Source organism: Actinokineospora sp. UV203 (genome assembly GCF_056323665.1).
The window spans coordinates 4,389,230-4,409,609 of the sequence record NZ_CM150484.1 but is presented as its reverse complement, the minus strand read 5'-3'; the positions used below and the strand labels follow the sequence as shown (position 1 = coordinate 4,409,609).

Annotated in this window: 25 protein-coding genes and 1 pseudogene; 15 read left to right on the top strand and 11 right to left on the bottom strand. The window is 68.7% G+C overall.

What is annotated here, in order from left to right; translation table 11 throughout:
- Positions 1-43: 43 nt before the first annotated feature.
- On the bottom strand, positions 44-1,078 hold the full coding sequence (gene fbaA / locus ACUZ2Y_RS21025; RefSeq protein WP_476321432.1) for a class II fructose-bisphosphate aldolase: 1,035 nt from the start codon (positions 1,076-1,078) through the stop codon (positions 44-46).
- A 280-nt stretch (positions 1,079-1,358) separates the two neighbouring features.
- Here fbaA and ACUZ2Y_RS21020 point away from each other — a divergent pair, with 280 nt between their 5' ends.
- Both ACUZ2Y_RS21020 and ACUZ2Y_RS21015 read left to right on the top strand, forming a co-directional pair.
- Positions 1,359-2,282 carry an SDR family oxidoreductase gene (locus ACUZ2Y_RS21020; RefSeq protein WP_476321430.1) on the top strand — a complete coding sequence of 308 codons (924 nt, stop codon included), beginning with the start codon at positions 1,359-1,361 and terminating at the stop codon, positions 2,280-2,282.
- A gap of 49 nt (positions 2,283-2,331) precedes the next feature.
- Complete coding sequence (locus ACUZ2Y_RS21015; RefSeq protein WP_476321428.1) at positions 2,332-2,796, top strand: pyridoxamine 5'-phosphate oxidase family protein; 465 nt, start codon at positions 2,332-2,334, stop codon at positions 2,794-2,796.
- Here ACUZ2Y_RS21015 and ACUZ2Y_RS21010 read toward each other — a convergent pair.
- The gene (locus tag ACUZ2Y_RS21010; protein WP_476321426.1) at positions 2,793-3,074 is read right to left on the bottom strand and encodes a YciI family protein; all 282 of its coding nucleotides are present in this window, start codon (positions 3,072-3,074) and stop codon (positions 2,793-2,795) included. The two genes, ACUZ2Y_RS21015 and ACUZ2Y_RS21010, sit on opposite strands and share 4 nt — an antisense overlap.
- 160 nt (positions 3,075-3,234) lie before the next feature.
- Here ACUZ2Y_RS21010 and ACUZ2Y_RS21005 point away from each other — a divergent pair, with 160 nt between their 5' ends.
- The 4 genes from ACUZ2Y_RS21005 (at position 3,235) to ACUZ2Y_RS20990 (ending at position 5,950) form a co-directional block, all read left to right on the top strand.
- On the top strand, positions 3,235-3,804 hold the full coding sequence (locus ACUZ2Y_RS21005) for a SigE family RNA polymerase sigma factor (RefSeq protein WP_166658224.1): 570 nt from the start codon (positions 3,235-3,237) through the stop codon (positions 3,802-3,804).
- A gap of 79 nt (positions 3,805-3,883) precedes the next feature.
- Complete coding sequence (gene nagA / locus ACUZ2Y_RS21000; RefSeq protein ID WP_476331980.1) at positions 3,884-5,014, top strand: N-acetylglucosamine-6-phosphate deacetylase; 1,131 nt, start codon at positions 3,884-3,886, stop codon at positions 5,012-5,014.
- Positions 5,011-5,268, top strand: coding sequence for a hypothetical protein (locus ACUZ2Y_RS20995; RefSeq protein WP_476321424.1), 258 nt, complete (start codon positions 5,011-5,013; stop codon positions 5,266-5,268). The genes nagA and ACUZ2Y_RS20995 overlap by 4 nt, the downstream gene beginning before the upstream one ends.
- Before the next feature lie 22 nt (positions 5,269-5,290).
- Positions 5,291-5,950 (top strand): VTT domain-containing protein, encoded by a 660-nt coding sequence (locus ACUZ2Y_RS20990; RefSeq protein WP_476321422.1) that lies wholly within the window; start codon positions 5,291-5,293, stop codon positions 5,948-5,950.
- A gap of 3 nt (positions 5,951-5,953) precedes the next feature.
- Here ACUZ2Y_RS20990 and ACUZ2Y_RS20985 read toward each other — a convergent pair whose 3' ends face one another.
- On the bottom strand, positions 5,954-7,333 hold the full coding sequence (locus ACUZ2Y_RS20985; protein ID WP_476321420.1) for an FAD-binding oxidoreductase: 1,380 nt from the start codon (positions 7,331-7,333) through the stop codon (positions 5,954-5,956).
- Positions 7,334-7,528: 195 nt separating this feature from the next.
- Here ACUZ2Y_RS20985 and ACUZ2Y_RS20980 point away from each other — a divergent pair, with 195 nt between their 5' ends.
- Complete coding sequence (locus ACUZ2Y_RS20980) at positions 7,529-8,431, top strand: alpha/beta hydrolase (RefSeq protein WP_476321418.1); 903 nt, start codon at positions 7,529-7,531, stop codon at positions 8,429-8,431.
- On the opposite strand, the gene ACUZ2Y_RS20975 is transcribed toward ACUZ2Y_RS20980, so the two are convergent.
- Positions 8,380-8,580 carry a DUF397 domain-containing protein gene (locus tag ACUZ2Y_RS20975; RefSeq protein WP_476321416.1) on the bottom strand — a complete coding sequence of 67 codons (201 nt, stop codon included), beginning with the start codon at positions 8,578-8,580 and terminating at the stop codon, positions 8,380-8,382. The two genes, ACUZ2Y_RS20980 and ACUZ2Y_RS20975, sit on opposite strands and share 52 nt — an antisense overlap.
- Positions 8,581-8,591: 11 nt before the next feature.
- Positions 8,592-9,434 carry a helix-turn-helix domain-containing protein gene (locus ACUZ2Y_RS20970; RefSeq protein ID WP_476321414.1) on the bottom strand — a complete coding sequence of 281 codons (843 nt, stop codon included), beginning with the start codon at positions 9,432-9,434 and terminating at the stop codon, positions 8,592-8,594.
- Between the two features lie 28 nt (positions 9,435-9,462).
- Here ACUZ2Y_RS20970 and ACUZ2Y_RS20965 point away from each other — a divergent pair.
- The 5 genes and pseudogenes from ACUZ2Y_RS20965 to ACUZ2Y_RS20945 all read left to right on the top strand — a co-directional run.
- A pseudogene (locus tag ACUZ2Y_RS20965) lies at positions 9,463-9,747 on the top strand (DUF6191 domain-containing protein); the annotation flags it as partial.
- A 76-nt stretch (positions 9,748-9,823) separates the two neighbouring features.
- A complete protein-coding gene (locus ACUZ2Y_RS20960) occupies positions 9,824-10,141 on the top strand; it encodes a hypothetical protein (RefSeq protein WP_476332150.1) in 318 nt (105 codons plus the stop codon).
- A 51-nt stretch (positions 10,142-10,192) separates the two neighbouring features.
- A complete protein-coding gene (locus tag ACUZ2Y_RS20955) occupies positions 10,193-11,419 on the top strand; it encodes an HNH endonuclease signature motif containing protein (RefSeq protein WP_476321412.1) in 1,227 nt (408 codons plus the stop codon).
- 93 nt (positions 11,420-11,512) lie between these two features.
- A complete protein-coding gene (locus tag ACUZ2Y_RS20950; RefSeq protein ID WP_476321410.1) occupies positions 11,513-11,668 on the top strand; it encodes a hypothetical protein in 156 nt (51 codons plus the stop codon).
- An 85-nt stretch (positions 11,669-11,753) separates the two neighbouring features.
- Positions 11,754-12,395, top strand: a complete 642-nt coding sequence (locus ACUZ2Y_RS20945) for a DedA family protein (protein ID WP_476321408.1) — start codon at positions 11,754-11,756, stop codon at positions 12,393-12,395.
- Here the strand turns inward: ACUZ2Y_RS20945 and ACUZ2Y_RS20940 are convergent.
- Together ACUZ2Y_RS20940 and ACUZ2Y_RS20935 are read right to left on the bottom strand one after the other, a co-directional pair.
- Entirely contained in the window at positions 12,385-12,738 is a 354-nt protein-coding gene (locus ACUZ2Y_RS20940) for a VOC family protein (RefSeq protein ID WP_091376477.1), read from the bottom strand. The genes ACUZ2Y_RS20945 and ACUZ2Y_RS20940 overlap by 11 nt on opposite strands.
- A gap of 80 nt (positions 12,739-12,818) precedes the next feature.
- The gene (locus tag ACUZ2Y_RS20935) at positions 12,819-13,436 is read right to left on the bottom strand and encodes a nucleoside/nucleotide kinase family protein (RefSeq protein WP_476321405.1); all 618 of its coding nucleotides are present in this window, start codon (positions 13,434-13,436) and stop codon (positions 12,819-12,821) included.
- A 78-nt stretch (positions 13,437-13,514) separates the two neighbouring features.
- Between ACUZ2Y_RS20935 and ACUZ2Y_RS20930 the strand changes: the two genes are divergently transcribed.
- Positions 13,515-14,513 (top strand): LacI family DNA-binding transcriptional regulator, encoded by a 999-nt coding sequence (locus tag ACUZ2Y_RS20930; protein ID WP_476331978.1) that lies wholly within the window; start codon positions 13,515-13,517, stop codon positions 14,511-14,513.
- Between the two features lie 84 nt (positions 14,514-14,597).
- On the top strand, positions 14,598-14,927 hold the full coding sequence (locus ACUZ2Y_RS20925) for a hypothetical protein (protein WP_476321403.1): 330 nt from the start codon (positions 14,598-14,600) through the stop codon (positions 14,925-14,927).
- On the opposite strand, the gene ACUZ2Y_RS20920 is transcribed toward ACUZ2Y_RS20925, so the two are convergent.
- Together ACUZ2Y_RS20920 and ACUZ2Y_RS20915 are read right to left on the bottom strand one after the other, a co-directional pair.
- On the bottom strand, positions 14,913-15,656 hold the full coding sequence (locus tag ACUZ2Y_RS20920) for an SDR family oxidoreductase (protein ID WP_476321401.1): 744 nt from the start codon (positions 15,654-15,656) through the stop codon (positions 14,913-14,915). The two genes, ACUZ2Y_RS20925 and ACUZ2Y_RS20920, sit on opposite strands and share 15 nt — an antisense overlap.
- 70 nt (positions 15,657-15,726) lie before the next feature.
- A complete protein-coding gene (locus tag ACUZ2Y_RS20915; protein ID WP_476321399.1) occupies positions 15,727-16,860 on the bottom strand; it encodes a glycoside hydrolase family 76 protein in 1,134 nt (377 codons plus the stop codon).
- A 78-nt stretch (positions 16,861-16,938) separates the two neighbouring features.
- Here ACUZ2Y_RS20915 and ACUZ2Y_RS20910 point away from each other — a divergent pair, with 78 nt between their 5' ends.
- On the top strand, positions 16,939-19,080 hold the full coding sequence (locus ACUZ2Y_RS20910) for a molybdopterin-dependent oxidoreductase (RefSeq protein WP_476321397.1): 2,142 nt from the start codon (positions 16,939-16,941) through the stop codon (positions 19,078-19,080).
- Between the two features lie 232 nt (positions 19,081-19,312).
- Here ACUZ2Y_RS20910 and ACUZ2Y_RS20905 read toward each other — a convergent pair whose 3' ends face one another.
- The gene (locus ACUZ2Y_RS20905; protein ID WP_476321395.1) at positions 19,313-19,978 is read right to left on the bottom strand and encodes a TrmH family RNA methyltransferase; all 666 of its coding nucleotides are present in this window, start codon (positions 19,976-19,978) and stop codon (positions 19,313-19,315) included.
- Positions 19,975-20,340 carry a DUF2784 domain-containing protein gene (locus ACUZ2Y_RS20900; RefSeq protein ID WP_476321393.1) on the bottom strand — a complete coding sequence of 122 codons (366 nt, stop codon included), beginning with the start codon at positions 20,338-20,340 and terminating at the stop codon, positions 19,975-19,977. The genes ACUZ2Y_RS20905 and ACUZ2Y_RS20900 overlap by 4 nt, the downstream gene beginning before the upstream one ends.
- Positions 20,341-20,380 lie beyond the last annotated feature (40 nt).

Here is a 20,380-nt window from a genome sequence, read left to right as displayed (position 1 = left end):
GGCGCCTCCCGTTCGCGGGAGGCGCCGTTTTTCGTGTCCGGGGTCAGCCCGCGATCATGCGGCCGGCCGACTTGAGGTGCTCGCACGCCTGGGTGATGCGTGCGGCCATGGCCTGCTCAGCGGCCTTGAGGTAGCTGCGCGGGTCGTAGACCTTCTTGTTGCCGACCTCGCCGTCGATCTTGAGCACACCGTCGTAGTTGGCGAACATGTGCGCCGCGATCGGGCGGGTGAACGCGTACTGGGTGTCGGTGTCGATGTTCATCTTGATGACGCCGTAGGACACCGCCTCGTGGATCTCCTCGAGCAGCGAGCCGGAGCCGCCGTGGAAAACCAGGTCGAACGGCTTCGAGCCGGGCGCCAGACCCAGTTTCTCGGCCACGACGTCCTGGCCCTGCTTGAGGATGGACGGCTTGAGCTTGACGTTGCCCGGCTTGTAGACGCCGTGCACGTTGCCGAAGGTCGCGGCCAGCAGGTAGCGGCCCTTCTCGCCCACGCCGAGCGCGTCGACGGTCTTGAGGTAGTCCTCGGCCGTCGTGTAGAGCTTGTCGTTGATCTCGTTGTCGACGCCGTCTTCCTCGCCGCCGACGACACCGACCTCGATCTCCAGCACGATCCTGGCCTTGGCCGCGGCCTCGAGCAGGTCGGCGGCGATCTGCAGGTTCTCGTCGAGCGCGACCGCCGAGCCGTCCCACATGTGCGACTGGAACAGCGGAAGCCCACCAGTATCCACTCGCTCCTGGCTGATCGCGATCAGCGGGCGGACGAAGCCGTCGAGCTTGTCCTTGGGGCAGTGGTCGGTGTGCAGCGCGACGTTGACCGGGTACTTCTCGGCGACGACGTGCGCGAACTCGGCGAGCGCGACCGCTCCGGTCACCATGTCCTTGACCTTGGTGCCGGAGGCGAACTCGGCGCCGCCGGTGGACACCTGGATGATGCCGTCGCTCTCGGCTTCGGCGAAGCCGCGGAGCGCGGCGTTCAGTGTTTCCGACGAGGTCACGTTGATGGCCGGGTAAGCGAACTCGTTCGCCTTGGCCCGGTCCAGCATCTCCGCGTAGACCTCGGGTGTGGCGATAGGCATCGGTGGGTCCTCCTCGGGGTGGCCTGCGCCGTTCCGCCGCATCCTACGAGGCTTGTGTGTCGGGCGTGTTGGGCAGACTGGCCGCATGGCCAAAGCGACCTGGAACCCCGAGACTGGTCGGCCTCCCCGGAATTTTTGGAGTTGGTCACCTGCCCTCCCATGGTGCGGGGCCGCGCCCAGCCTGGTCGCGCGGCTCAGCCGGGAGAGTAAGTGTTACTTCAGTTTACGGTTACTTGTGGTAGCTTACTCCCGGTAAGGAACGCGACCGAGGAGGACTCCGATGGGTGTGACGAACCTGCTGGCCCGCGAGCAAGACGTCAAAGGCAAGGTCATCGTGATCACCGGAGCCGCCCGCGGCTTCGGCGCGGGCCTGGCCAAGCGCTTCGCCGCGCGGGGAGCCAAGGTCGCGCTCGTCGGTCTGGAACCGGACGTGATGAAGAAGGTCGCCGCCGAGTGCGGACCGGACGCCGCCGTGTTCGAGGCGGACGTGACCGACTGGGCGGCGCTGGAGACCGCGACCAGGGGCGTCGTCGAGCGCTTCGGCGGGATCGACATCGTCGTGGCCAACGCGGGCATCGCGGCGGCCGGGTTCGTCCGGTCGATCGACCCGAAGGCGTTCGAGCGGACCATCGAGGTCGACCTGCTCGGCGTATGGCGCACCGTTCGGGTGACGCTGCCGCACGTGATCGACCGCAAGGGCTACATCCTGGTCGTGTCCTCGCTGGCGGCGATCACGCACGCGCCCGCGATGGCGGCCTACGCCGCGGCGAAGGCGGGCGTCGAGGCGTTCACCAACAGCCTGCGCGCCGAGATGCGGCACCTCGGTGTGCGCGTCGGTGTCGCGCACCCGTCGTGGATCGCGACCGACCTGGTCAACGGCGCCGACAAGCACCCCGTGTTCGGCCCGCTGCGGGCGAGCATGCCCGGCCCGATGGGCAAGACGTACCCGGTCGAGTTCGCCCTCGACGCCCTGGAGAAGGGCATCCTGCGGCGCGACCGCTCGATCCACGTGCCCGGCTGGGTCGGCGCGCTGAAGGTGATCCGCACGTTCCTGCCGCCGATCATCGAGATCGGCGCGAAGCTGCGCGGCAACATCGTGGCCAAGGCGGACAAGGCCGCGCTCGAAGACATCGCCAAGCGTGGCGCGGAAGCCTCTTCGCGACCCGTCGGCGCGGGCGGCCAGGCCGACGCCGAAGCGCGCTAGCTGGATTGGTCGTTGGCTAGCCTGTGGTCACACCAGCGAGGAGGCGCGGATGTCGCGACGGGACCAGATCAAGCTTTCGCCGGACGAGATCCAGGCGTTCCTGGACAACCAGAAGATCGCGAACGTGGCGACCATCGGCAAGAACGGGCGTCCGCACCTCGTCTCGCTCTGGTACCTGCCCGAGGGCGACACCCTGACGACGTGGACCTACGAGTCGTCGCAGAAGGTCGCCAACCTCCGCAGGCTGCCGCAGGCCACGGTGCTCGTGGAGAGCGGCGAGAGCTATGAGGAACTCGTCGGCGTGATGCTGGAGTGCGACGTCGAGCTCATCGAGGACACCGAGCGCATCACCGAGATCGGCAGCGGGCTGACGCTTCGGTACACGGGCAGCGAGGAAGTCGCGGCGGCCGCGTCGCAGTTCGTGCGGGCCCAGGCGGCGAAGCGCGTCGGGCTGGTCTTCAAGCCCACCAAGATCGTCTCCTGGGACCACGGCAAGCTCGGCGGCACGTACTAACCCGCGAAGGGGCCGAGGGCGATCGTCCATTCCCGGATCACGCGGGCGGCGGCGATTCCCTCGGTCGTGTACGGATCGAGGGCGAGGATCTTGTCGAGCTCCTCGCGGTCGGCGACCTTGACCACGAAGAATCCGCCGGTCCCGTCCGCCCACGGGCCGCCGCCGAGCACGTGGCCGGTCTCCACCAGCTCCTGCAGGTAGGCGCGGTGAGCCGGGCGGACCTCGGCGAGGCGGTCGGCGTCGTCGATGTACGTGGTGTCCACGGTGAACCAGGTCATGGCGCCCATCGTCGCAGTCGGTCTTTTCCGACCGTCGGCCGATGTGCTTCTGATCGCCGACCGGTAAGGTTTGGCCGTGGCAGGGGATGGTGTGCAACCGGGTGATTACCCCCCGGCGCGCGGGAATGTCGGTGCCTCCGGGCAGCCCGCGGACCCGCCCGTGGAGGGCAACGCGGAGCGGAGCGTCGAGCAGACGCTGACCCGGCTCCGGGCTATCGACCTCAAGAGCGCGCCCCCGCCGACGCCTGAGGCGCCGCTGACGCTCGAAGACCTCTACCGCACCCACCGGATGCGTCTCGTCCGGCTGGCGCTGCTGCTGGTCGACGAGCCTGCGACGGCCGAAGACGTCGTGCAGGAGGCGTTCACCGGGCTGCACCGCAACTGGGGTGGTCTGCGCGACGCGGCCGCCGCGGTCGGCTATCTGCGGACAGCGGTGGTCAACGGCTCGCGCAGCGTGCTGCGGCGACGCAAGACCGCGCGGGAGTACACGCCGCCGCACGCGGTCAACGCGCGTTCGGCCGAGAGCCTCGCGATGCTGACCGCGGAGCACCAGCAAGTGGTCAAGGCGCTGTCGCAGCTGCCGCCGAGGCAGCGCGAGGTCCTGGTCCTGCGCTACTACGGCAACCTGTCCGAGGCGGAGATCGCCGAGGCCACGGGCATCTCCAAGGGCACGGTGAAGTCGACGGCGAGCCGCGCGCTCGAAGCTCTGCAGAAGATCATGAACACCTAGTCTCCCTAAAAAGTGGTTTAGACCAATAGACTCTCCCTGGGACGTGATCTCGGGGAGGGGTACGCGCGTGGGCGCACATCTGATTTCGGGCGGCAGGCTCGTCACGCCGGACGGCGTGCTGGAGGACGGCTGGCTGCTCATCGAGGACGGCCTGATCGCCGACCTCGGCTCCGGCGCGCGGCCCACGACGTACCGCGTGCACGACGCGCGCGGGGCCTGGGTGGTGCCCGGGTTCGTCGACATCCACTGCCACGGCGGCGGCGGATCGGCCTTCACCAGCCTCGACCCGGCCGACGTCCTGCGCGCCGCGCATACCCACGCCCGCCACGGGACCACGACACTGCTCGCCAGCCTTGTCTCGGCGACGGTCCCGGACCTGGTCGAGCAGATCGCAGCCCTGCGCGAGCACGTCGAGGACGGTCTACTCGCGGGCATCCATCTCGAAGGGCCGTTCCTCGCCGAGGCCCGCTGCGGCGCGCACGACCCGGCGATCCTGCAGCCGCCCTACCGCGACGCTGTGGACAAGCTCCTCGCGGCAGGCCCGGTCCGGATGGTCACGCTGGCGCCTGAGCTCGACGGCTCGGTCCGCGCGGTCCGCCAGATCGTCGACGCGGGCGCCATCGCCGCCATCGGCCACACCGACGCCACCGAGGCCCTGGTGCTGCCCGCGGTCGACGCGGGCGCGACCGTCGCGACCCACCTGTTCAACGGCATGCGACCGCTGCACCACCGCGAGGCGGGCCCCATCGGCGCGCTGCTCGACGACGAGCGCGTGTCCGTCGAACTGATCTGCGACCTGGTGCACCTGAGTCCCACGGTCGTCCGGCTGGCCGCGCAGCACGCGGGGCCCACCAGGACCGTCCTCGTGACCGACGCCATCGCCGCGGCGGGTGCGGGCGACGGCCGATACCTGGTCGGCGGGATCACCGTGGAGGTGCTCGACGGCGTGCCGATCGTCGTCGGCGGCGACTCGCTGGCGGGCAGCACACTGACCATGGACGCCGCGTTCCGCAACATGGTGAAGACCTGCGGCATGGGCATCCTCGACGCCGTCGACGCGACCTCGACGCGGCCCGCCGAGCTGCTGGGTCTGGCCAAGACGACCGGCAGCCTCACCAAGGGCTTGGCGGCCGACGTGGTGCTGCTCGACCCGGATCTGCGGCTCGACGGCGTCCTGCGGCGCGGTGAGTGGGTTAACGTCGACGCATGACCGACGACCCGGAACGCCTGCTCGCCGAGGCGCTGCGCGCGCAGGCCGCGCGGACTCCGCTGTCGGAGTCGGCGACGAGCCCGGTCGCGCACTTCGGTCTACTCTCCGGCAGTGACCTGCCGCTGATCGCCCAGCCGGAGCCGACGACCCGGCTCGAACCGGAGGTCCGGCCGCGGGTCCGGTGGGTGCTGTTGATCGCGGTTCTGCTGGGGTTGGCCGCCGGGTCACTGGTGGGCCTGCTCACGCTTATCTGAGCCCGGTACCTTTATGGGTGTGATGAGCGCCGATCTGACCGTCAATCTCGCCCTGCTGCCGTCCTGGCTGGACCCCGAGGTCATCCTCCGGAGTCTCGGCCCGTTCCTGCTTCCGGGTCTGTGCCTCATCATCTTCGCCGAGTGCGGCCTGCTGCTCGGGTTCTTCCTGCCGGGCGACTCGCTGCTGTTCACCGCGGGCCTGTTCGTGGCCCTCGACTACATCTCGCCGCCGCTGTGGCTGGTGTGCCTGCTGCTGACGATCTGCGCGTTCGTGGGCAACGTCGTCGGGTACTGGATAGGCGAGAAGGTCGGGCCCGCGCTGTTCAACAGGCCGGAATCGAAGCTGTTCAAGAAGGAACACGTCGTCAAGACGCACGAGTTCTTCGAGAAGTACGGCCCGCGCGCGATCGTGCTGGCCCGGTTCGTGCCGATCATCCGCACGTTCATCACCGCGATCGCAGGCGTCGGCAAGATGGACAAGCGCAAGTTCTTCGTCTACTCGGCCATCGGCGCGGTGCTGTGGGCGACCGGAGTGACGGTGCTGGGCTACTTCCTCGGCCAGATCCCGTTCGTGCACGAGAACCTCGAAGCGATGATCCTGCTGATCGTGTTCATCTCGGTGCTGCCGATCATCTTCGAGGTGCTCAAGGCCCGCCGCGAGAAGAAGCGCGCCGCCGCCTAGGACCTAGAACATCGAGCCCGGGTTGAACAGGTTGCCCGGGTCCAGCGCGGCTTTGATGGCGCGGTGGGTGCGCAGGCCGATCGGGCCGATCTCGCGGGCCAGCCATTCGCGCTTGATCTTGCCGATGCCGTGTTCGCCGGTGACCGTGCCGCCGAGGCTGAGGCCGACAGCGAGGATGTCGTCGAAGGCTTGGCGGGCGCGGGCGAACTCGTCCTCCGACGTCGGGTCGTAGACGATCGTCGGGTGCATGTTCCCGTCGCCCGCGTGCCCGACGACGGCGATGCGCAGGCCGACCTCGCGGCTGATCCGCTCGCAGCCCGCGATCAGCTCGGCGATGCGGGTGCGCGGGACGCAGACGTCGTCGGTGAGCCAGGAGCCGTAGACCTCTAGGGCCATCAGGACGGCCCGGCGGGCGGTGAGCAGTGCCTGTCCTTCGGCCGGGTCGAAGGTCGTGAACGCCATTTCCGCGCCGGCGTCGGTGCAGACCTGTTCGATCATGGCCAGTTCCCGGCGGGCGGCCTCGCCGCCGGAGTCGGACTGGCAGATCAGCAGGGCGGCGCAGCCCTTGCCCGCGCCGAGCTCGGTCTTGAGGTGTTCCTCCACGGCTTCGATCAATGTGGCGTCCATGATCTCCATCAGGGACGGCACGATGCCCTCGCGGACGATCCTGGTCACCGCGACGCCCGCGGCCTCGGTGGAGCCGAACGCCGCCACCATTGTTCCCGGCGCCTGGGGCAGCGGCCGTAGGGCGAGGGTCGCCTGGGTGATGACGCCGAGGGTGCCTTCGCTGCCGATGAACAGCTTGGTGAGGTCGTAGCCCGCGACGCCCTTGACGGTGCGGCGGCCGGTCTTGAGGAGTTCGCCGTCGGCGAGGACGACGTGCAGGCCGAGCACGGAGTCGGTGGTGACGCCGTATTTGACGCAGCAGAGCCCGCCGGCGTTGGTGGAGAGGTTGCCGCCGATAGTGCACCAGTCGTAGCTCGACGGGTCGGGCGGATAGAAGAGCCCGTGCTTCTCGACCGCGCCGCGCAGGTCGAGGTTGATGACACCGGGTTCGACGACGGCGAGCCGGTTGTCCGGGTCGATCTCCAGGATCGCGTTCATCCGCGTGGTCACCAGCACGACGCAGCCGTCGATGGCGTTGGCCGCGCCCGACAGCCCGCTACCGGCGCCACGCGGCACTATCGGCACCCCGTGCTCAGCGCAGGCGCGCACGACTTCCTGGACTTGCTCGGCGTCGGTGGGGAACGCGACCGCGAGCGGCTCGCCGAACGGCGCCAACGGCATGACGTCACGCCGGTACGCGGCGGTGACGTCGGGATCGACCGCCAGGCCGTCGCCGAGGATGGTGTTGAGCCTGGCCAGAAGGACGTCGATGCTCACAGACCCACGGTAGTCGCCGGTGGGATTAGTAACGGTTGACAGTTACAGCGTTCGGACGAAGAGCCGACGCCATTCGCTGACTTACCCTTGGTCAAGTGGGTTGCGTCACTGTGGACCACCCACGTCGGGGAGGGGCGGTGTGCCATGGCTGTCATGCCAGGTCCCAGTGTTCAGGCTCGTGCTCTATCGCTGTTCATGACCAGAACCATCCGCCCTATCGCCGACCGGATCCAGCTTCGCGGGGCGCAGCTGCGCCTGGTACGTGAGGCATTCGACTCGCTGGGCGTGACTCCGCTTCCGCGTGGCGCGAAGGTTCGGGCCGTGTCGGAACCGCACGGGTATGGCGACGTCCACGGCCTGTGGATCTGCGCGCGCGAAGCCGATGAGAAGGCCGGCGCGGTGCTGTACCTGCACGGCGGCGGGTTCGTCTTCGGGTCGGTGCGGACGCACAAGCACCTCGCGGCGGCGCTGTCGGCGACCTCCGGCCTGCCGGTGCTGCTGCTGGACTACCGAAAGGCCCCAGAACACCCTTTCCCAGCCGCCGCCGACGACGCGCTCGCCGGCTACCACTGGCTGCTTGACCAGGGCATTCCGGCGAACAAGATCGTCGTCGCGGGCGACTCCGCCGGCGGCCACCTGACGGCCGGGCTGCTCGCCGAACTGACCCGCCAGCGCATCGTGATGCCCGGCGCGGCGGTGCTCTTGTCGCCGTTCCTGGACCTGACCTGCACCCAACTCGACGACCGCGACGCACGGCGTAGAGACCCGTACATCCCGCCGAACCGCGCGCGCGAAGCAGCGGCCGCTTACGCGGGCGAGGTGCCGATGACACACCCGCGCTTGACTGTCCTTAAAGGAAGCAAGCGGCGGTGGCCGCCGATGCTGATCCAGGTGGGCGACACGGAATGCCTGCTTGGCGACTCCGAGCGGCTCGCGACGGCCATGCGGATGGCGGGCGCGCACTGCGAGTTGCAGGTGTGGCCGGGGCAGGTCCATGTGTTCCCGGCGTTCTACCCGATCGTCCCGGAGGGCAGGCAAGCGATCCGCTACGCGGGCGAGTTCCTGCGGGAAGCGCTGTCGGAGGAGTTGGCGGCCTGAGTGAAGGAACGCCATCGGGCAGCAGGGAAGCTCAGCTGCGGGCCGGTGGCGTTCTTGGAATCACGGACGCGCGCGACTGAGGAGAGGGCGATCTCAACACAGTTCGCGTCAGCCCCGCTCGTGGAGCTCGCACGGCTCTTTCGCCACATCAGAGCACTTCCTACAAGTTCTGCTCGATGCGCCGAATCAGGGCGGCTGAGTCGGCAGGATCAAGCGCATCCGATCGGATCCGATCAAAGACCAGGCTACAGGCCTGCACTTGGTCAGCCTTCTCGATCTGGACCGCGCCCGCCGCGTGCTCCACATAAGCCAGGTCCGGTTCGCCCGGTCCCGGGAAGCTGAGCAGGGTGAACGCACCGTCCATCCCCGCGTAGGTCCCGTGGTCGGCCGACACGACCTGCAACGTCACGTTCGGCAGCTTCGCCACCTCGATAAGGTGGCGAAGCTGCTCTTTCATCACCTGCCTGGTCCCGACTTGCCGGGTGAGCACGGTCTGATCCACGATCGCCGCCACCTCGAGCCGATCATCCTGCGAGCGCAGCCGCTGCTGCCGGATCATCCGCACCCGCACCTGGTTCTTGATGAACGACATGTCGGTGTGCAGGTGCCGGAAGCCCGCCGTCGTGTGCGCCTCGGTGCGCAACAGCCCGGGCATATGCGCCAACTCGAATGTGCGGATAGAGGAGGCTGCGGTCTCCAGGGCCGTGTAGCCACGGGCCGTCACTCCATAGGCCTGCCACCAACCCTTCGCCTGTTTGGCGGTGCGGACTTGGTCCAAGTACGGCTCCCAGTCGTTCACCGGGATCACGTAGAGATCCAGCAGGAACTTGGCCAGCGGGATATCCGGGGCGACCTCCCCGTTCTCGATCCGGCTCAACCTCCCCGTCGAGATCTCCGTCCGGCGTGCCACCTCGGCAGCCTTCAGCCCCGCAGCCTCCCGCAACTCTCGAAGCTTCTTCCCTAGCATCCGCCGCTGAAACGGCGGCGACTGATGTGTACCCACCGGAGTCCTCCCCGCACTGTCCGTGCCCATGATCCCGAGTGGAGACTCGAAAGCGGAACTTCCGCATCGGCACGTCCGTTCGCGAGTCATGGAATGGGTCATCCCGATCCCCGTGCTGCTCCTGGTCGCCGTCGGCGTCTACGAGCCACGCGCGCAGCGGTGGCGGAAGCGGCCGGGAACACCGATCTCCGCGACGTACGTCAACGAGTTCACCGCGATCTTCTACGGCACCAAACGCACCGAGTTGAACCACCGGGACTCCATGTCCCTGATGCGCGAGGATGACGCCCAGGGCGCCCCTCCCGGCCTGGGCGTGGACCTCGCGTGCTTGAGCGGAACTTCCGCGACGCCTCCTCCGGGTCCGACATACGCACGGACCCTTGTCCCACATGGTCATCTGGGACCCCTGGCACCGGCTCGAATACCACCGCATCCACGGCAAAGGACGACAAAAGCACGTCTACACCGAGTCCGTAGAGGACAACGGCTGGAAGCTCCTCATCACCGGCATGACCCGCGAGCAGTGGTTCGTCACCTACACCCGCGTCTGCGCTGAGGACTTCCTCGCGCGCAAGAACGCGCCACCGGGTGACTACGTCATCGCCGTCTACCGCACCGGCCGCAGCCGCGACGGCGACCGCCAGCCCCTCGGTTCGGTCCGAATCACGTTCGGCGGTGCCGAACTCTCCGACTACACAATCGGGTGACGAGGGTCTGATCTGCGGAAACTGGGCCGTTTGATCAGTAATATCGAACATGTGTTCAGCGCTGATCGGGTCGCGGAGATGAGCGACGTCGAGGTGTTGGACCTGCTGCGCGATCTGGAGCGTGAGCAGGCCGCCCGCGACGCCGTGAAGGTCCGCGCGCTGGCGCGGATGGCTGAGTTGCGCCCCGATCGCGATCAGGGCGGTCATCGGTTCGCCGGTGCGGAGGTCGGGGCGGCGTTGGTGTGGACACCGGCGCGGGCGGCGACCCAGGTCGCATTGGCCGCGCGCCTGGTGATCCTGTTTTCGTCCACTGTGGACGCGTTGGCTGACGGTCGGATCGACCTGGCCCGGGCGCACGCGCTGGCCGAGATCACCGCGACCCTGTCCGACGAGCATGCCCGCGAGGTGGAGGCGTGGATTCTCGCCCGCCACGAGCACAAGACCGTCGATGGTTGGCGGCAGGCGTTGCGGGCGAAGAAGGACCGGGTCGACCCCGACGGTGCCGATCGGCGCCGCGAACAACGCCGCCGCGAACGCCGCGTCGATCTGTATGCCGCCGAGGACGGCATGGCGCACTTCGACATCTACGACACCGGTGAACGGTTGCGCGCGGTCTACCTGATCGTGGACAAGATCGCCCGCACGATGCGCGCCAACGGTGCCGCCGAACCGCTCGACACCCTGCGCGCGGACGCCCTCTACGACCTGGTCGTCCACGGCGGCGGGCGAGGGGTCACCGTCGAGCTGCAGGTCGCCGTGCCCTACACCGTGCTGCTCGGGGCGAATCTGGGCGGCACCCTCGACGGGTACGGCCCCGTCCCGAACATCACCATCCGGGAACTGATCAGCGCCCACGACACCAGTTGGCGGCGGATCCTCACCGACCCGGTCGGGAAAGTCCTCGAAGTCAGCACCCGCCGCCACCCCGGCGCCGACCTGACCCGCCACATCCGGCTGCGCGACCAAACCTGCCGCTTCCCCGGGTGTCACCGGGCGGCGGTGTCCTGCGAACTCGACCACACCATCCCCCACAGCCACGGGGGCACCACCAGCGCACCCAACCTCGGCTGCCTATGCAAACTCCACCACACACTCAAAGACCAACCCGGCTGGCGGCTCAAACAAACCCGGCCAGGACTGTTCGTCTGGACCACACCCACAGGGGAGAACCATGCCGTCGACCAAGAACCACTCATCGACTACGACCTGCCCGCCCCCAGACCACCCGATCCGCGCCCGCTCACAGCTGTCGCATACGAGGAGCCCGCACCGTTCTGACCACGGCACGACACACCACACGCCAGCCCACGGTCCTCACCTGGTCAGCGTCAACCGGGCACACGACCCCGTGCGTTCAGGCATCATCGAAGGATGAGCAAGTGGGAGAAGCTGCCGGAGCGTGTCCTGCCGGAAGGCTGGGTCGTCGAGGTCGACACGTCCACCCAGGACTCCACTCTCGCCGCCGACGCGGATGCCGAGGTCAGGGAGGCGCGCAACGTTCTCGAGCGGGGCGGGTGGGGCGTCTGACCCGGCGATTGCGGATGCGACAAGGCAAGGTGAATAGGTCTTCATTCCGCTGCGGCACATCCGCCGTCACACGTAGGGTGACGGCGTGACCCTGGCTACAGGTCTGCTTGATTCCGCCGGCCCGCTGCTGGTCTGGGCGATCGTGCTCGGCTTCGTCTTCGCCGAGTGCGCCTTCATCGTGGGCTTGTTCCTGCCTGGCGACTCCCTGCTGTTCGCCGCGGGTGTCGTGCTGGCGCAAGGTGCCCATGAGCACCAAGCCTGGTGGCTGTCGCTGGCCGCGACAATCGTCGCGGTGGCGGGCAACCAGCTCGGCTACTACATCGGCCACAAGACCGGCCACGCGATCATCACCCGGCGCGGCGGCAAGGTCATGAACGAACACAACCTGTCCCGGGCCAGGGACTTCCTGGACCGGCGCGGGTTCTGGGCGATCGTGTTCGCCCGGTGGATCCCATGGATCCGCACCCTCGCCCCGCTCATCGCGGGCGCCGCCAAGATGGACCCCCGGCGGTTCGCGCTGGCCACGACCATCGGCGGGCTGGCCTGGGTACCGACGCTGGTCCTGGCCGGGTACTACGCCGCGGGCCTGCTCGACGAGTTGCCCTGGCTGCAGACCGCCGCCCTGTGGGGCAGCATCGCGTTCATGGTGCTGGGCACCGCGTGGGGCATCTGGCGCTACCGGCAGGAGATGCACAAGCCGGTCGACACCGTGCTGATCACGGAGTAGAGCGCAGCGCCAGCAGGATGCCGTCCGGGTCGCGCACGGCGATCTCGTCGGTCTCCACGGTGAACGGGACACCGAACTCCGCCAGCCGGGACTCCCACGACACCAGTTCGTCGACGTGGAACGTCAGGTGGTCCAGGCCCGGTCGGCTCTCGTCGAACGACGCGCGCTCGGCGCCGAGGTGCTGGACCAGGGTCAGGGTGATGCCGAAGCCGTCGAGGAACGCCTTGCGCAGGCCCGGTTGGTCTTCGTGCACCGCGGTGGCGAACCCGAGGACGCGTTCGTACCAGGGGACGCTGCGGTCCACGTCGGTCACCGTGAGAGCGACCTGGCGAACGCCGGGCATCGGACGACCTTCCTTTCGGCACCGTTCGGGCGGCTGCCTTCCGCCATAGTGCCCCAGTCAGGTCACGGTCCGTGCCGTCGTTATTCGATCTTTCGCAGGACGAGATCCGCTGTTCGCGCGGTCCTCGCGACCAATACGGCGTTGCGCTCGTCCGATCCGTCCGTTCGAGCCGCCGCCTGTTCGGCCGAGCGGCCGTGCGCCAGATGGCGTTCGAACAGGCGTTTCCGGCGCAGACCGGGATCGGGGTCGAGGTACCAGACCTCATCGAGCAGCGGCCGCACCTCGGGCCAGAGCAGCAGGTAGTTGCCCTCGGTGACGACGAGGGGAACGTCACAGGTGATCGGGACCGCGCAGGCGATCGAGTCCTCGATCTCGCGGCGGAACTCGGGCGCGTAAACAATCTTGTCGGTGTTCGTCCTTAGTCTGCGCAGCAGGTCGACGTACCCGTCGGCGTCGAAGGTGTCCGGGGCACCCTTGCGGTCGGCTCGCCCGAGCCGGTCGAGTTCGGACTGGGCGAGGTGGAATCCATCCATACCGACGAGCGCCGCTTGCCCATCCAGCGCGGCGACGATCCGGGCTGCCAGAGTCGACTTTCCGGAGCCCGGTGGTCCGCAGATGCCAAGGACACGCCGGTGCCCTGGCAGCGCCAGCGCTTGCGCCCGCCCGACCAGGTCGGCAAAGATCGGCTCTCCCCGCATAATGACTCCTTAACTGCCGATGGGGTCCGCGCGCAAGCGTTTGCAGATGGAGTCGGACAGGACAACGCTGTGGCCACAATGGAGGACGTCGCCAAGTTGGCGGGTGTCTCGATCAGCACCGTCTCACATGTCGTGAACGAGACCCGCGCGGTCGCCGTCACGACGCGCTCGCGGGTCTTAGAGGCGATCGAGTCGACCGGCTACACCGGCAACGCGATCGCCCGGTCGCTGGTCACCGGCGGCACGAAGTCCATCGGCGTGGCCATGTCCCTGCTGGCCAACCCGCACCTGGCCAAGCTCATCCACGCCATCGAGGCCGAGGCCAGCGCCGCCGGCTACACCGTCCTGCTCGGCGACACCCTCGACTCGGCCGACGGCGAGCGTTCGGCCGTGCGCAGGCTGCAGGCCCGGCGGGTCGACGGCATGCTGCTGACCCCGGCCCCCGGCGACACGGCGACGCTCGAACAGCTGGCCCGCACGGATGTGCCTGCCGTGCTGGTCGACCGGGTGTCGCACAAGATCAAGCTCGACCAGGTGGGGCCGGAGAACATCCAGTCGACCTCCACCCTGGTCTCTCATCTGGCCGCCGCTGGGCACCGCCGGATCGGGTTCATCAGCGGTGTCGAGTGGATGACCGCCAGCGAGGAACGCACGCTCGGCTATCGGCTCGGGCTGGGGCGAGCGGGACTGCGCTGGGATTCGAACCTGGTCGCGGGCGGTGGGGCCACCCCGGAGGACGGCGTGCTGGCGCTGCGCAGGCTGCTGACCGTGCCGGAGCGGCCCACGGCGGTGATCACCGGAAACGGCGCGATGACGGCGGGCGCGTTCCGGGAGGCGCGGGCACACGGCTTGGAGATCGGCCGCGACCTGGCGATCGTGGGCCACGACGAGGTCGAGTGGGCCGAGCTGGTGCACCCGCCGATCACCACGATGGCGCACCCGGTCGACGAGATCGGGCGCACCGCGGTCCGGCTGCTGCTCGCCCGGCTCGACGACCGCGACCGCCCGCCGCAGACCGTGTTGCTGCCGCCGGAGCTGATGCACCGCGGTTCCTGTGGGTGCGATCCCACGTCGTAAAACGGCGTAACGGCCACAGTGGACAGCGCGACGTCTCGGACGGGTCCGGCAACCATGTCGACTCCGGTCCGAAGGAGACGGGTCTTGGCAGAGCTGGCGATCAGTTCCGCGGACGAGTGGCCGGTGGCTCGTCGGTCGCTGAGCAAGTGGCTGTTGCGGCGCCACGTGCCGGAGCTGCTCACGTGCGACGTGGTGATGGCGGCCGAGGAGGCACTCGGGCTGGCCGGTCCGGTGTCGATCGTCGCCGAGGCGTCCGAGACCGACGTCGTCCTGCGGATCGTCGGGCACGGGGCGATCGCGCCGGGTGCGCTGCCGATGCTGCGGGCCTCGGTCGACCGGTTCGAGCTGGTGCGCGAAGGCGACCGGACGACCGTGATCGCGAGTTTTCCGCTACCCCGCTCAGAATCCGCCTGAGACCGGCAGGACCGCGCCGGTCACGAACGACGCCGCCGGGCTGAGCAGCCACACCACGCCCTCCGCGATCTCCTCCGGTTCACCCGCGCGGCCGAGGGGGATCTTCGGCGCGAGCCGTTGTGGGCGGTCCGGCATGCCCGCGGCGGCGTGCAGGTCGGAGTTGACCAGGCCGGGGGCGACGACGTTGACCCGGATGCCCTCCGCCGCGACCTCCTGGGCCAAGCCGTAGGACAAGGTCTCGACTGCCGCTTTGCTTGCGGCATAGTGAATCCACTCGCCGGGAGAGCCACGGCGGGCGGCGGTGCTGGAGATCGTCACGATCGAGCCACCGGCCCCACCGTCGCGTGTGGACAGTCGATGGACGGCTTCGCGGGCGCAAAGGAAGACGCCAGTGACGTTGACGTCGAACACGCGGCGGAAGGTGTCGGCGCTCTGCTCGTCGAGCCTGCCGGGGGTGTTGCCGGTGATCCCGGCATTGGCGACGAGGGCGGACAGCGGGCCCAGGGTGTCGGCCTTCTCGAACAGGGAGCGCACTTGGGCCTCGTCGGAGACGTCGGCCTGGACGGCGAGCGCCTTGCGGCCGAGCACTCGGACCTCTTCCGCGACCTTCTCGGCCGCGACGGCGTCGCCCGCGTAGTTGACCACGATGTCGAACCCGTCGCGGGCGGCCCGGCGGCACACCGCCGCCCCGATTCCCCGGCTGCCGCCGGTGACCAGAAGGACGCTCACTAGGCCTCATCCCAAGGTCGGTGGCTCCACTCGCGAAGGCACTGTGACATTGACTCGCTCGCAAGCTCGCTCATGTCCTCATGCTGGCATGGCCTTCCAACGTGGCGGCGGCCTCCATGAGCATCCAGCCGGACACCTGCACGGACAGGTCGCGCTCGACCCGGCCGTCCCGAGCGCCGCGCGGGGTGATGGCGGGGATGCCTGCCTCGTCGCCGAACAGCGGGCCGCTGGGGGCGACCGAGCGGTTGCGCCAGGCTTCGTCGGCGGTGGTGAACACCAGCCAGGACGCGAGGTCGCCGGATGCCTCCGGCAGGCGGATGGCCGCCAAGGCCAGGTAGCGGGCGAGGATGCCTGCGAACAGGCCGCCGTCGCCGCCGCGCCTGCCGGGCAGGACACCTTCGACGGCGAGGTGGTGGGCGACGGCGTGGACGGTGCGCTCGGCGCGCTCGGCCCACACGCCGGAGCGGTCGTCGGCGGCGAGTTCGACGCAGGCGCCGAGGAATGTGCCCTGATTGTAGGTGTAGACGATGTCGACGAGCCCGGCGATGCCACCGTCCGGGGACGTCCGCAGGCCGTCGTAGAGCAGGCCGGTCTCGCGGTCGAGCAGGTAGCCGTCCATCCAGTCGGTGATCGACCGGGCGCGCTGGCGGTCGGCGCGGTCCTGGGCGAAGCGGGCGAGCAGGATGGCGGCCGGGCCGTTGGCCGGGACGTTCTTGAGGTTGTCGCCGCGTCGCCACCAGATGCCGCCGCCGCCGTGGTCGGTCCAGCCTTCGCGGAGTCGGGCGGTGATCGCGTCGAGGCCGTCCTTGGTGTCGAGCCCGATCTCGTCGGAGGCGCGGAGGAGGGCGAGGCCGAGCCAGGCGATGTCGTCGTAGTACTCGTTGGTCCACTGCCGGAAGTTGCGCAGGCGGATGCCGCGGACATGCTGGTGGATGATGCGCAGCCGGTTGGCCGATGGCGCGCGGACCTGGGCGTCGATGAGGCAGTCGAGCAGGTTGGCCTGCCACCAGTAGTTCCAGTTCACCAGGAGCCGGTGGCGCGGGGACGCAGGCCAGGTCGCCACGCCCAGCCGGGTGCCGGGGATCGCCCAGAGTCTGCGCAGGTGGCGGGCCAGAACGCCGTGCTCGGCGAAGGCGGCGCGGGCAGCCCACAGTTGAGGTGACTGCTCGGCAGCCCCCTCCGCGTACTCCGTGCCCCGGGTCACACACCAATCGTGACGGCTGAATCGTTTCCGAAGTCCCGCGAGAGGGGAGATGTCACCGAGTCGTGGAAAGGTGGGGTGATGCGAACCGAGCAGGTCACATGCCCGTTATGTGAGGCCACCTGCGGCTTGGACGTCACCCTCGATGGTGATCGGGTGACCTCCGTCCGTGGCGACGCGGCCGATGTCTTCTCCGCGGGGTTCATCTGCCCCAAGGGCGCCTCTCTTGGCGCGCTGCACCACGATCCGGACCGCCTGCGCACGCCGATGATCAAACGCGACGGTGTGTGGGAGTCGGCCACGTGGGATGAGGCCTTCGCCGAGATCTCGGCGCGGCTGCTCCCGATCATCGCCGAACACGGCAAGGACGCCGTCGCCGTCTACGCGGGGAACCCGTCTGTCCACAACACGTCGACGGCGCTGTACGGGCGCGTGTTCTTCAAGGCGCTCGGGACCAGGAACTTCTACTCGGCCAGCACGGTCGACCAGATCCCCAAGCACCTGAGCTCCGGCTACCTGTTCGGCGACCCGATGAGCATCCCGGTGCCCGACGTCGACCGGACCGACTACCTGCTGCTTCTCGGCGCGAACCCGCTGGTGTCCAACGGCAGCCTGATGACCGCCCCGGACATGCGCGGCAGGCTGAAGGCGATCCAGGCCCGCGGCGGCAAGATCGTCGTCCTCGACCCGCGCCGGTCCCGCACGGCGGAGATGGCCGACGAACACCACGCGATCCGCCCCGGCACCGACGCCCTGTTCTTGTTCGCGCTGGTCAACACCCTGTTCGCGGACGACTTGGTCACCTTGGACCACTTGGCCGACCACGTGACCGGCGTCGAGGAAGTGCGGGCGCTGGCCCAACCGTTCACCCCGGAGGCGGTCGAGCCGATCACCGGCATCGCGGCGGGCACCATCCGGCAGCTGGCCCACGACCTCGCCGCCGCACCCACCGCGGCCGTGTACGGCCGGGTCGGCACCTGTGTGCAGGCGTTCGGCACCCTCGCGAGCTGGCTGGTCGACGTGCTGAATGTGCTGACCGGCAACCTCGACCGCCCGGGCGGCGCGATGTTCCCCTTGGCGGCGGCCGGCCAGGCGAACGCTCAGTCGGGACGACGCCGCGGCTTCGCCCACGGCCGCTGGCGCAGCCGTGTCCGGGACCTGCCCGAGGTGATCGGGGAACTTCCCGTCGCCACCCTGGCCGACGAGATCCTGACCCCGGGCGAAGGTCAGGTCCGCGCGCTGGTCACCATCTGCGGCAACCCGTGCCTGAGCACCCCGAACTCCGGCAGGCTCGCGGATGCGTTGGGACAGCTGGACTTCATGGTCTCGCTGGACGTCTACCTGAACGAGACCACCCGCCACGCGGACGTCATCCTCCCCGGCCCGACCGCTTTGGAACGCCCCCACTACGACGTCGCCCTCTACCAGTTCGCCGTACGGAACGTGGCGAACTGGACCAAGGCCGCACTGCCCACGGAGCAGCCCCAGGAATGGCAGACCTTGTTGCGGCTCACCGGAATCATCACCGGAGCGGGCAGCGACATCGCCGCCATGGACGACTTCGTGGCAACCCAGTTCGCGGCCAGGACAGGCGTGGAACCGGCAGCGGACTTGACGGGCCCGGAACGCCTCATCGACATCCTCCTGCGCGGCGGTCCCTATGACCTGACTCTGGCGGACCTCCTCAACGCGCCCCACGGCATCGACCTGGGCCCATTGAAGCCCCGAATCCCGGACGTTCTGGCCACCCCGAGCGGTCGCGTCGAACTGGCACCGCCACCGCTGATCGAGGACGTGCCCCGGTTGCAGGCGGAGCTGACGAACGTCCCGAATGGACAGATGCTCCTGATCGGCAGGCGGCAACTGGGCTCGAACAACTCGTGGATGCACAACCTGGAACCGTTGGTGCGCGGCAAGAACCGCTGCACAGCCCAGGTGAACCCGGACGACGCCGCCCGCCTCGGTCTGGTCGAGGGTGGCACGGCAACCGTTCGATCGCGGACGGGGAAGATCGAAGTCCCCGTGGAGATCACCGACACGATCCGCCCAGGAGTGATCAGCATCCCCCACGGCTGGGGCCACGACTCAGACGGCACGCGAATGGCAGTGGCGAAGGCCCATGCGGGCGTCAACTCAAACCTGCTTGCAGACGAACTACTCATCGACGCTTTGTCAGGAAACGCGGTCCTCAACGGCATCCCCGTAGAAGTAAGCCCAGGCTGACACCCCGACAATCCCGCGAGTCGCCCCTTCCAGCAAACGAGTCGCCCCTTCAGGCAAGTGAGTTCGACATTCGGATAGGTTCGTTCGGGCTGTCGCGGCGAGGCCGCCCAAGGCGGGATGCCACGCTCGGACTCAGCGGTCTCGACGAGTGAACTCGCGAGCCCCGAATGTCGAACTCACTTGCCTGAAGGGGCGACTCGTTTGCTGGAAGGGGCGACTCGCGGGTTGTGGGTTACCAGGCCTGGGTGAGGTCCGCGTGTGTTCGGACCCATGAGTGCATGACCACGCCTGCCGCCACGCCCGCGTTGATCGACCGGGTCGAGCCGAATTGGGCGATAGACACCAGCAGGTCCGCGCCCGCTCGGGCTTCGGCGGTCAGGCCGGGGCCTTCCTGCCCGAAGATGAGCACGCATTCCCGGGGCAGCTCGGTGGTCTCGATCGGGACCGAACCGGTGGTGTTGTCGACGCCCACCACAGCCAAGCCGGAGGCTTTCGCGTAAGCCAGCAGGGAATCGACTGTCGCGTGGTGGTCTACGTGCTGGTACCGGTCCGTCACCATCGCACCTCGCCGGTTCCAGCGACGCCTGCCGATGATGTGGACCGCCCGGGCGGCGAAGGCGTTGGCGGTGCGGACGACAGTGCCGATGTTGTGGTCGTGTTGGAAGTTCTCGATGGCGACGTGGAAATCATGCCTGCGGGTGTCGAGGTCCGCGATGACCGCGTCCCGTCGCCAGTATCGGTAGGCGTCCACGACGTTGCGGCGGTCGCCTTCGGCCAGCAACTCCGGGTCGTAGCGGTCGTCTGTGGGCCAGGGGCCCTCCCAGGGGCCGACGCCCACGGGTTCGCCGAAGACCCATTCGGTGGGGCCGGTCTCCGGGTCTTCGGTCGGACCGCTCACGTGGTCGGGACCAGGGGCCGGTGCCGGCGGGCGTACGCACCGACGTAGGACACCACCAACACGATCAACGCTCCGATTGCCACGGCCTGAACATAGTCCTCCGGAAAAAAGACCCCGATGATGTAGTGCTCATTGAATCCTCCCGGTAACTCGCCGAGGCCCTGCTGTCTTCGGAAGTAGTTCTCGATCGCTGTCAGCGGGCACGTGACCGGCAGGACGTTGACGATCACGCCCCAAGCCGCGAAGAAGACGTGGACGAAGATCGATTTGGGCCAGCGCCAGGCCAGGAAGCCGCCAAGGCCGATGTAGAGGAGCGCGATGAAGTGCACGACCATCGTCGCCGCGGCGAGAACACCGGCCATGCGCATCCTCCCGAGCCCCAGTACCTCCACGGTACCCGCG

What these genes read in the sequence shown, in the direction of transcription:
- ACUZ2Y_RS20930 (WP_476331978.1), top strand. Translation starts at nt 13,515, where the DNA reads ATGGAGGACGTCGCCAAGTTGGCGGGTGTCTCGATCAGCACCGTCTCA.
- ACUZ2Y_RS20960 (WP_476332150.1), top strand. Translation starts at nt 9,824, where the DNA reads ATGGTCATCTGGGACCCCTGGCACCGGCTCGAATACCACCGCATCCAC.
- ACUZ2Y_RS20935 (WP_476321405.1), bottom strand. Translation starts at nt 13,436, where the DNA reads ATGCGGGGAGAGCCGATCTTTGCCGACCTGGTCGGGCGGGCGCAAGCG.
- ACUZ2Y_RS20975 (WP_476321416.1), bottom strand. Translation starts at nt 8,580, where the DNA reads ATGTGGCGAAAGAGCCGTGCGAGCTCCACGAGCGGGGCTGACGCGAAC.
- ACUZ2Y_RS20990 (WP_476321422.1), top strand. Translation starts at nt 5,291, where the DNA reads ATGAGCGCCGATCTGACCGTCAATCTCGCCCTGCTGCCGTCCTGGCTG.
- ACUZ2Y_RS20900 (WP_476321393.1), bottom strand. Translation starts at nt 20,340, where the DNA reads ATGGCCGGTGTTCTCGCCGCGGCGACGATGGTCGTGCACTTCATCGCG.
- ACUZ2Y_RS20910 (WP_476321397.1), top strand. Translation starts at nt 16,939, where the DNA reads ATGCGAACCGAGCAGGTCACATGCCCGTTATGTGAGGCCACCTGCGGC.
- ACUZ2Y_RS20995 (WP_476321424.1), top strand. Translation starts at nt 5,011, where the DNA reads ATGACCGACGACCCGGAACGCCTGCTCGCCGAGGCGCTGCGCGCGCAG.
- ACUZ2Y_RS21015 (WP_476321428.1), top strand. Translation starts at nt 2,332, where the DNA reads ATGTCGCGACGGGACCAGATCAAGCTTTCGCCGGACGAGATCCAGGCG.
- fbaA (WP_476321432.1), bottom strand. Translation starts at nt 1,078, where the DNA reads ATGCCTATCGCCACACCCGAGGTCTACGCGGAGATGCTGGACCGGGCC.
- ACUZ2Y_RS21010 (WP_476321426.1), bottom strand. Translation starts at nt 3,074, where the DNA reads ATGACCTGGTTCACCGTGGACACCACGTACATCGACGACGCCGACCGC.
- ACUZ2Y_RS20950 (WP_476321410.1), top strand. Translation starts at nt 11,513, where the DNA reads ATGAGCAAGTGGGAGAAGCTGCCGGAGCGTGTCCTGCCGGAAGGCTGG.
- ACUZ2Y_RS20940 (WP_091376477.1), bottom strand. Translation starts at nt 12,738, where the DNA reads ATGCCCGGCGTTCGCCAGGTCGCTCTCACGGTGACCGACGTGGACCGC.
- ACUZ2Y_RS21020 (WP_476321430.1), top strand. Translation starts at nt 1,359, where the DNA reads ATGGGTGTGACGAACCTGCTGGCCCGCGAGCAAGACGTCAAAGGCAAG.
- ACUZ2Y_RS20980 (WP_476321418.1), top strand. Translation starts at nt 7,529, where the DNA reads ATGACCAGAACCATCCGCCCTATCGCCGACCGGATCCAGCTTCGCGGG.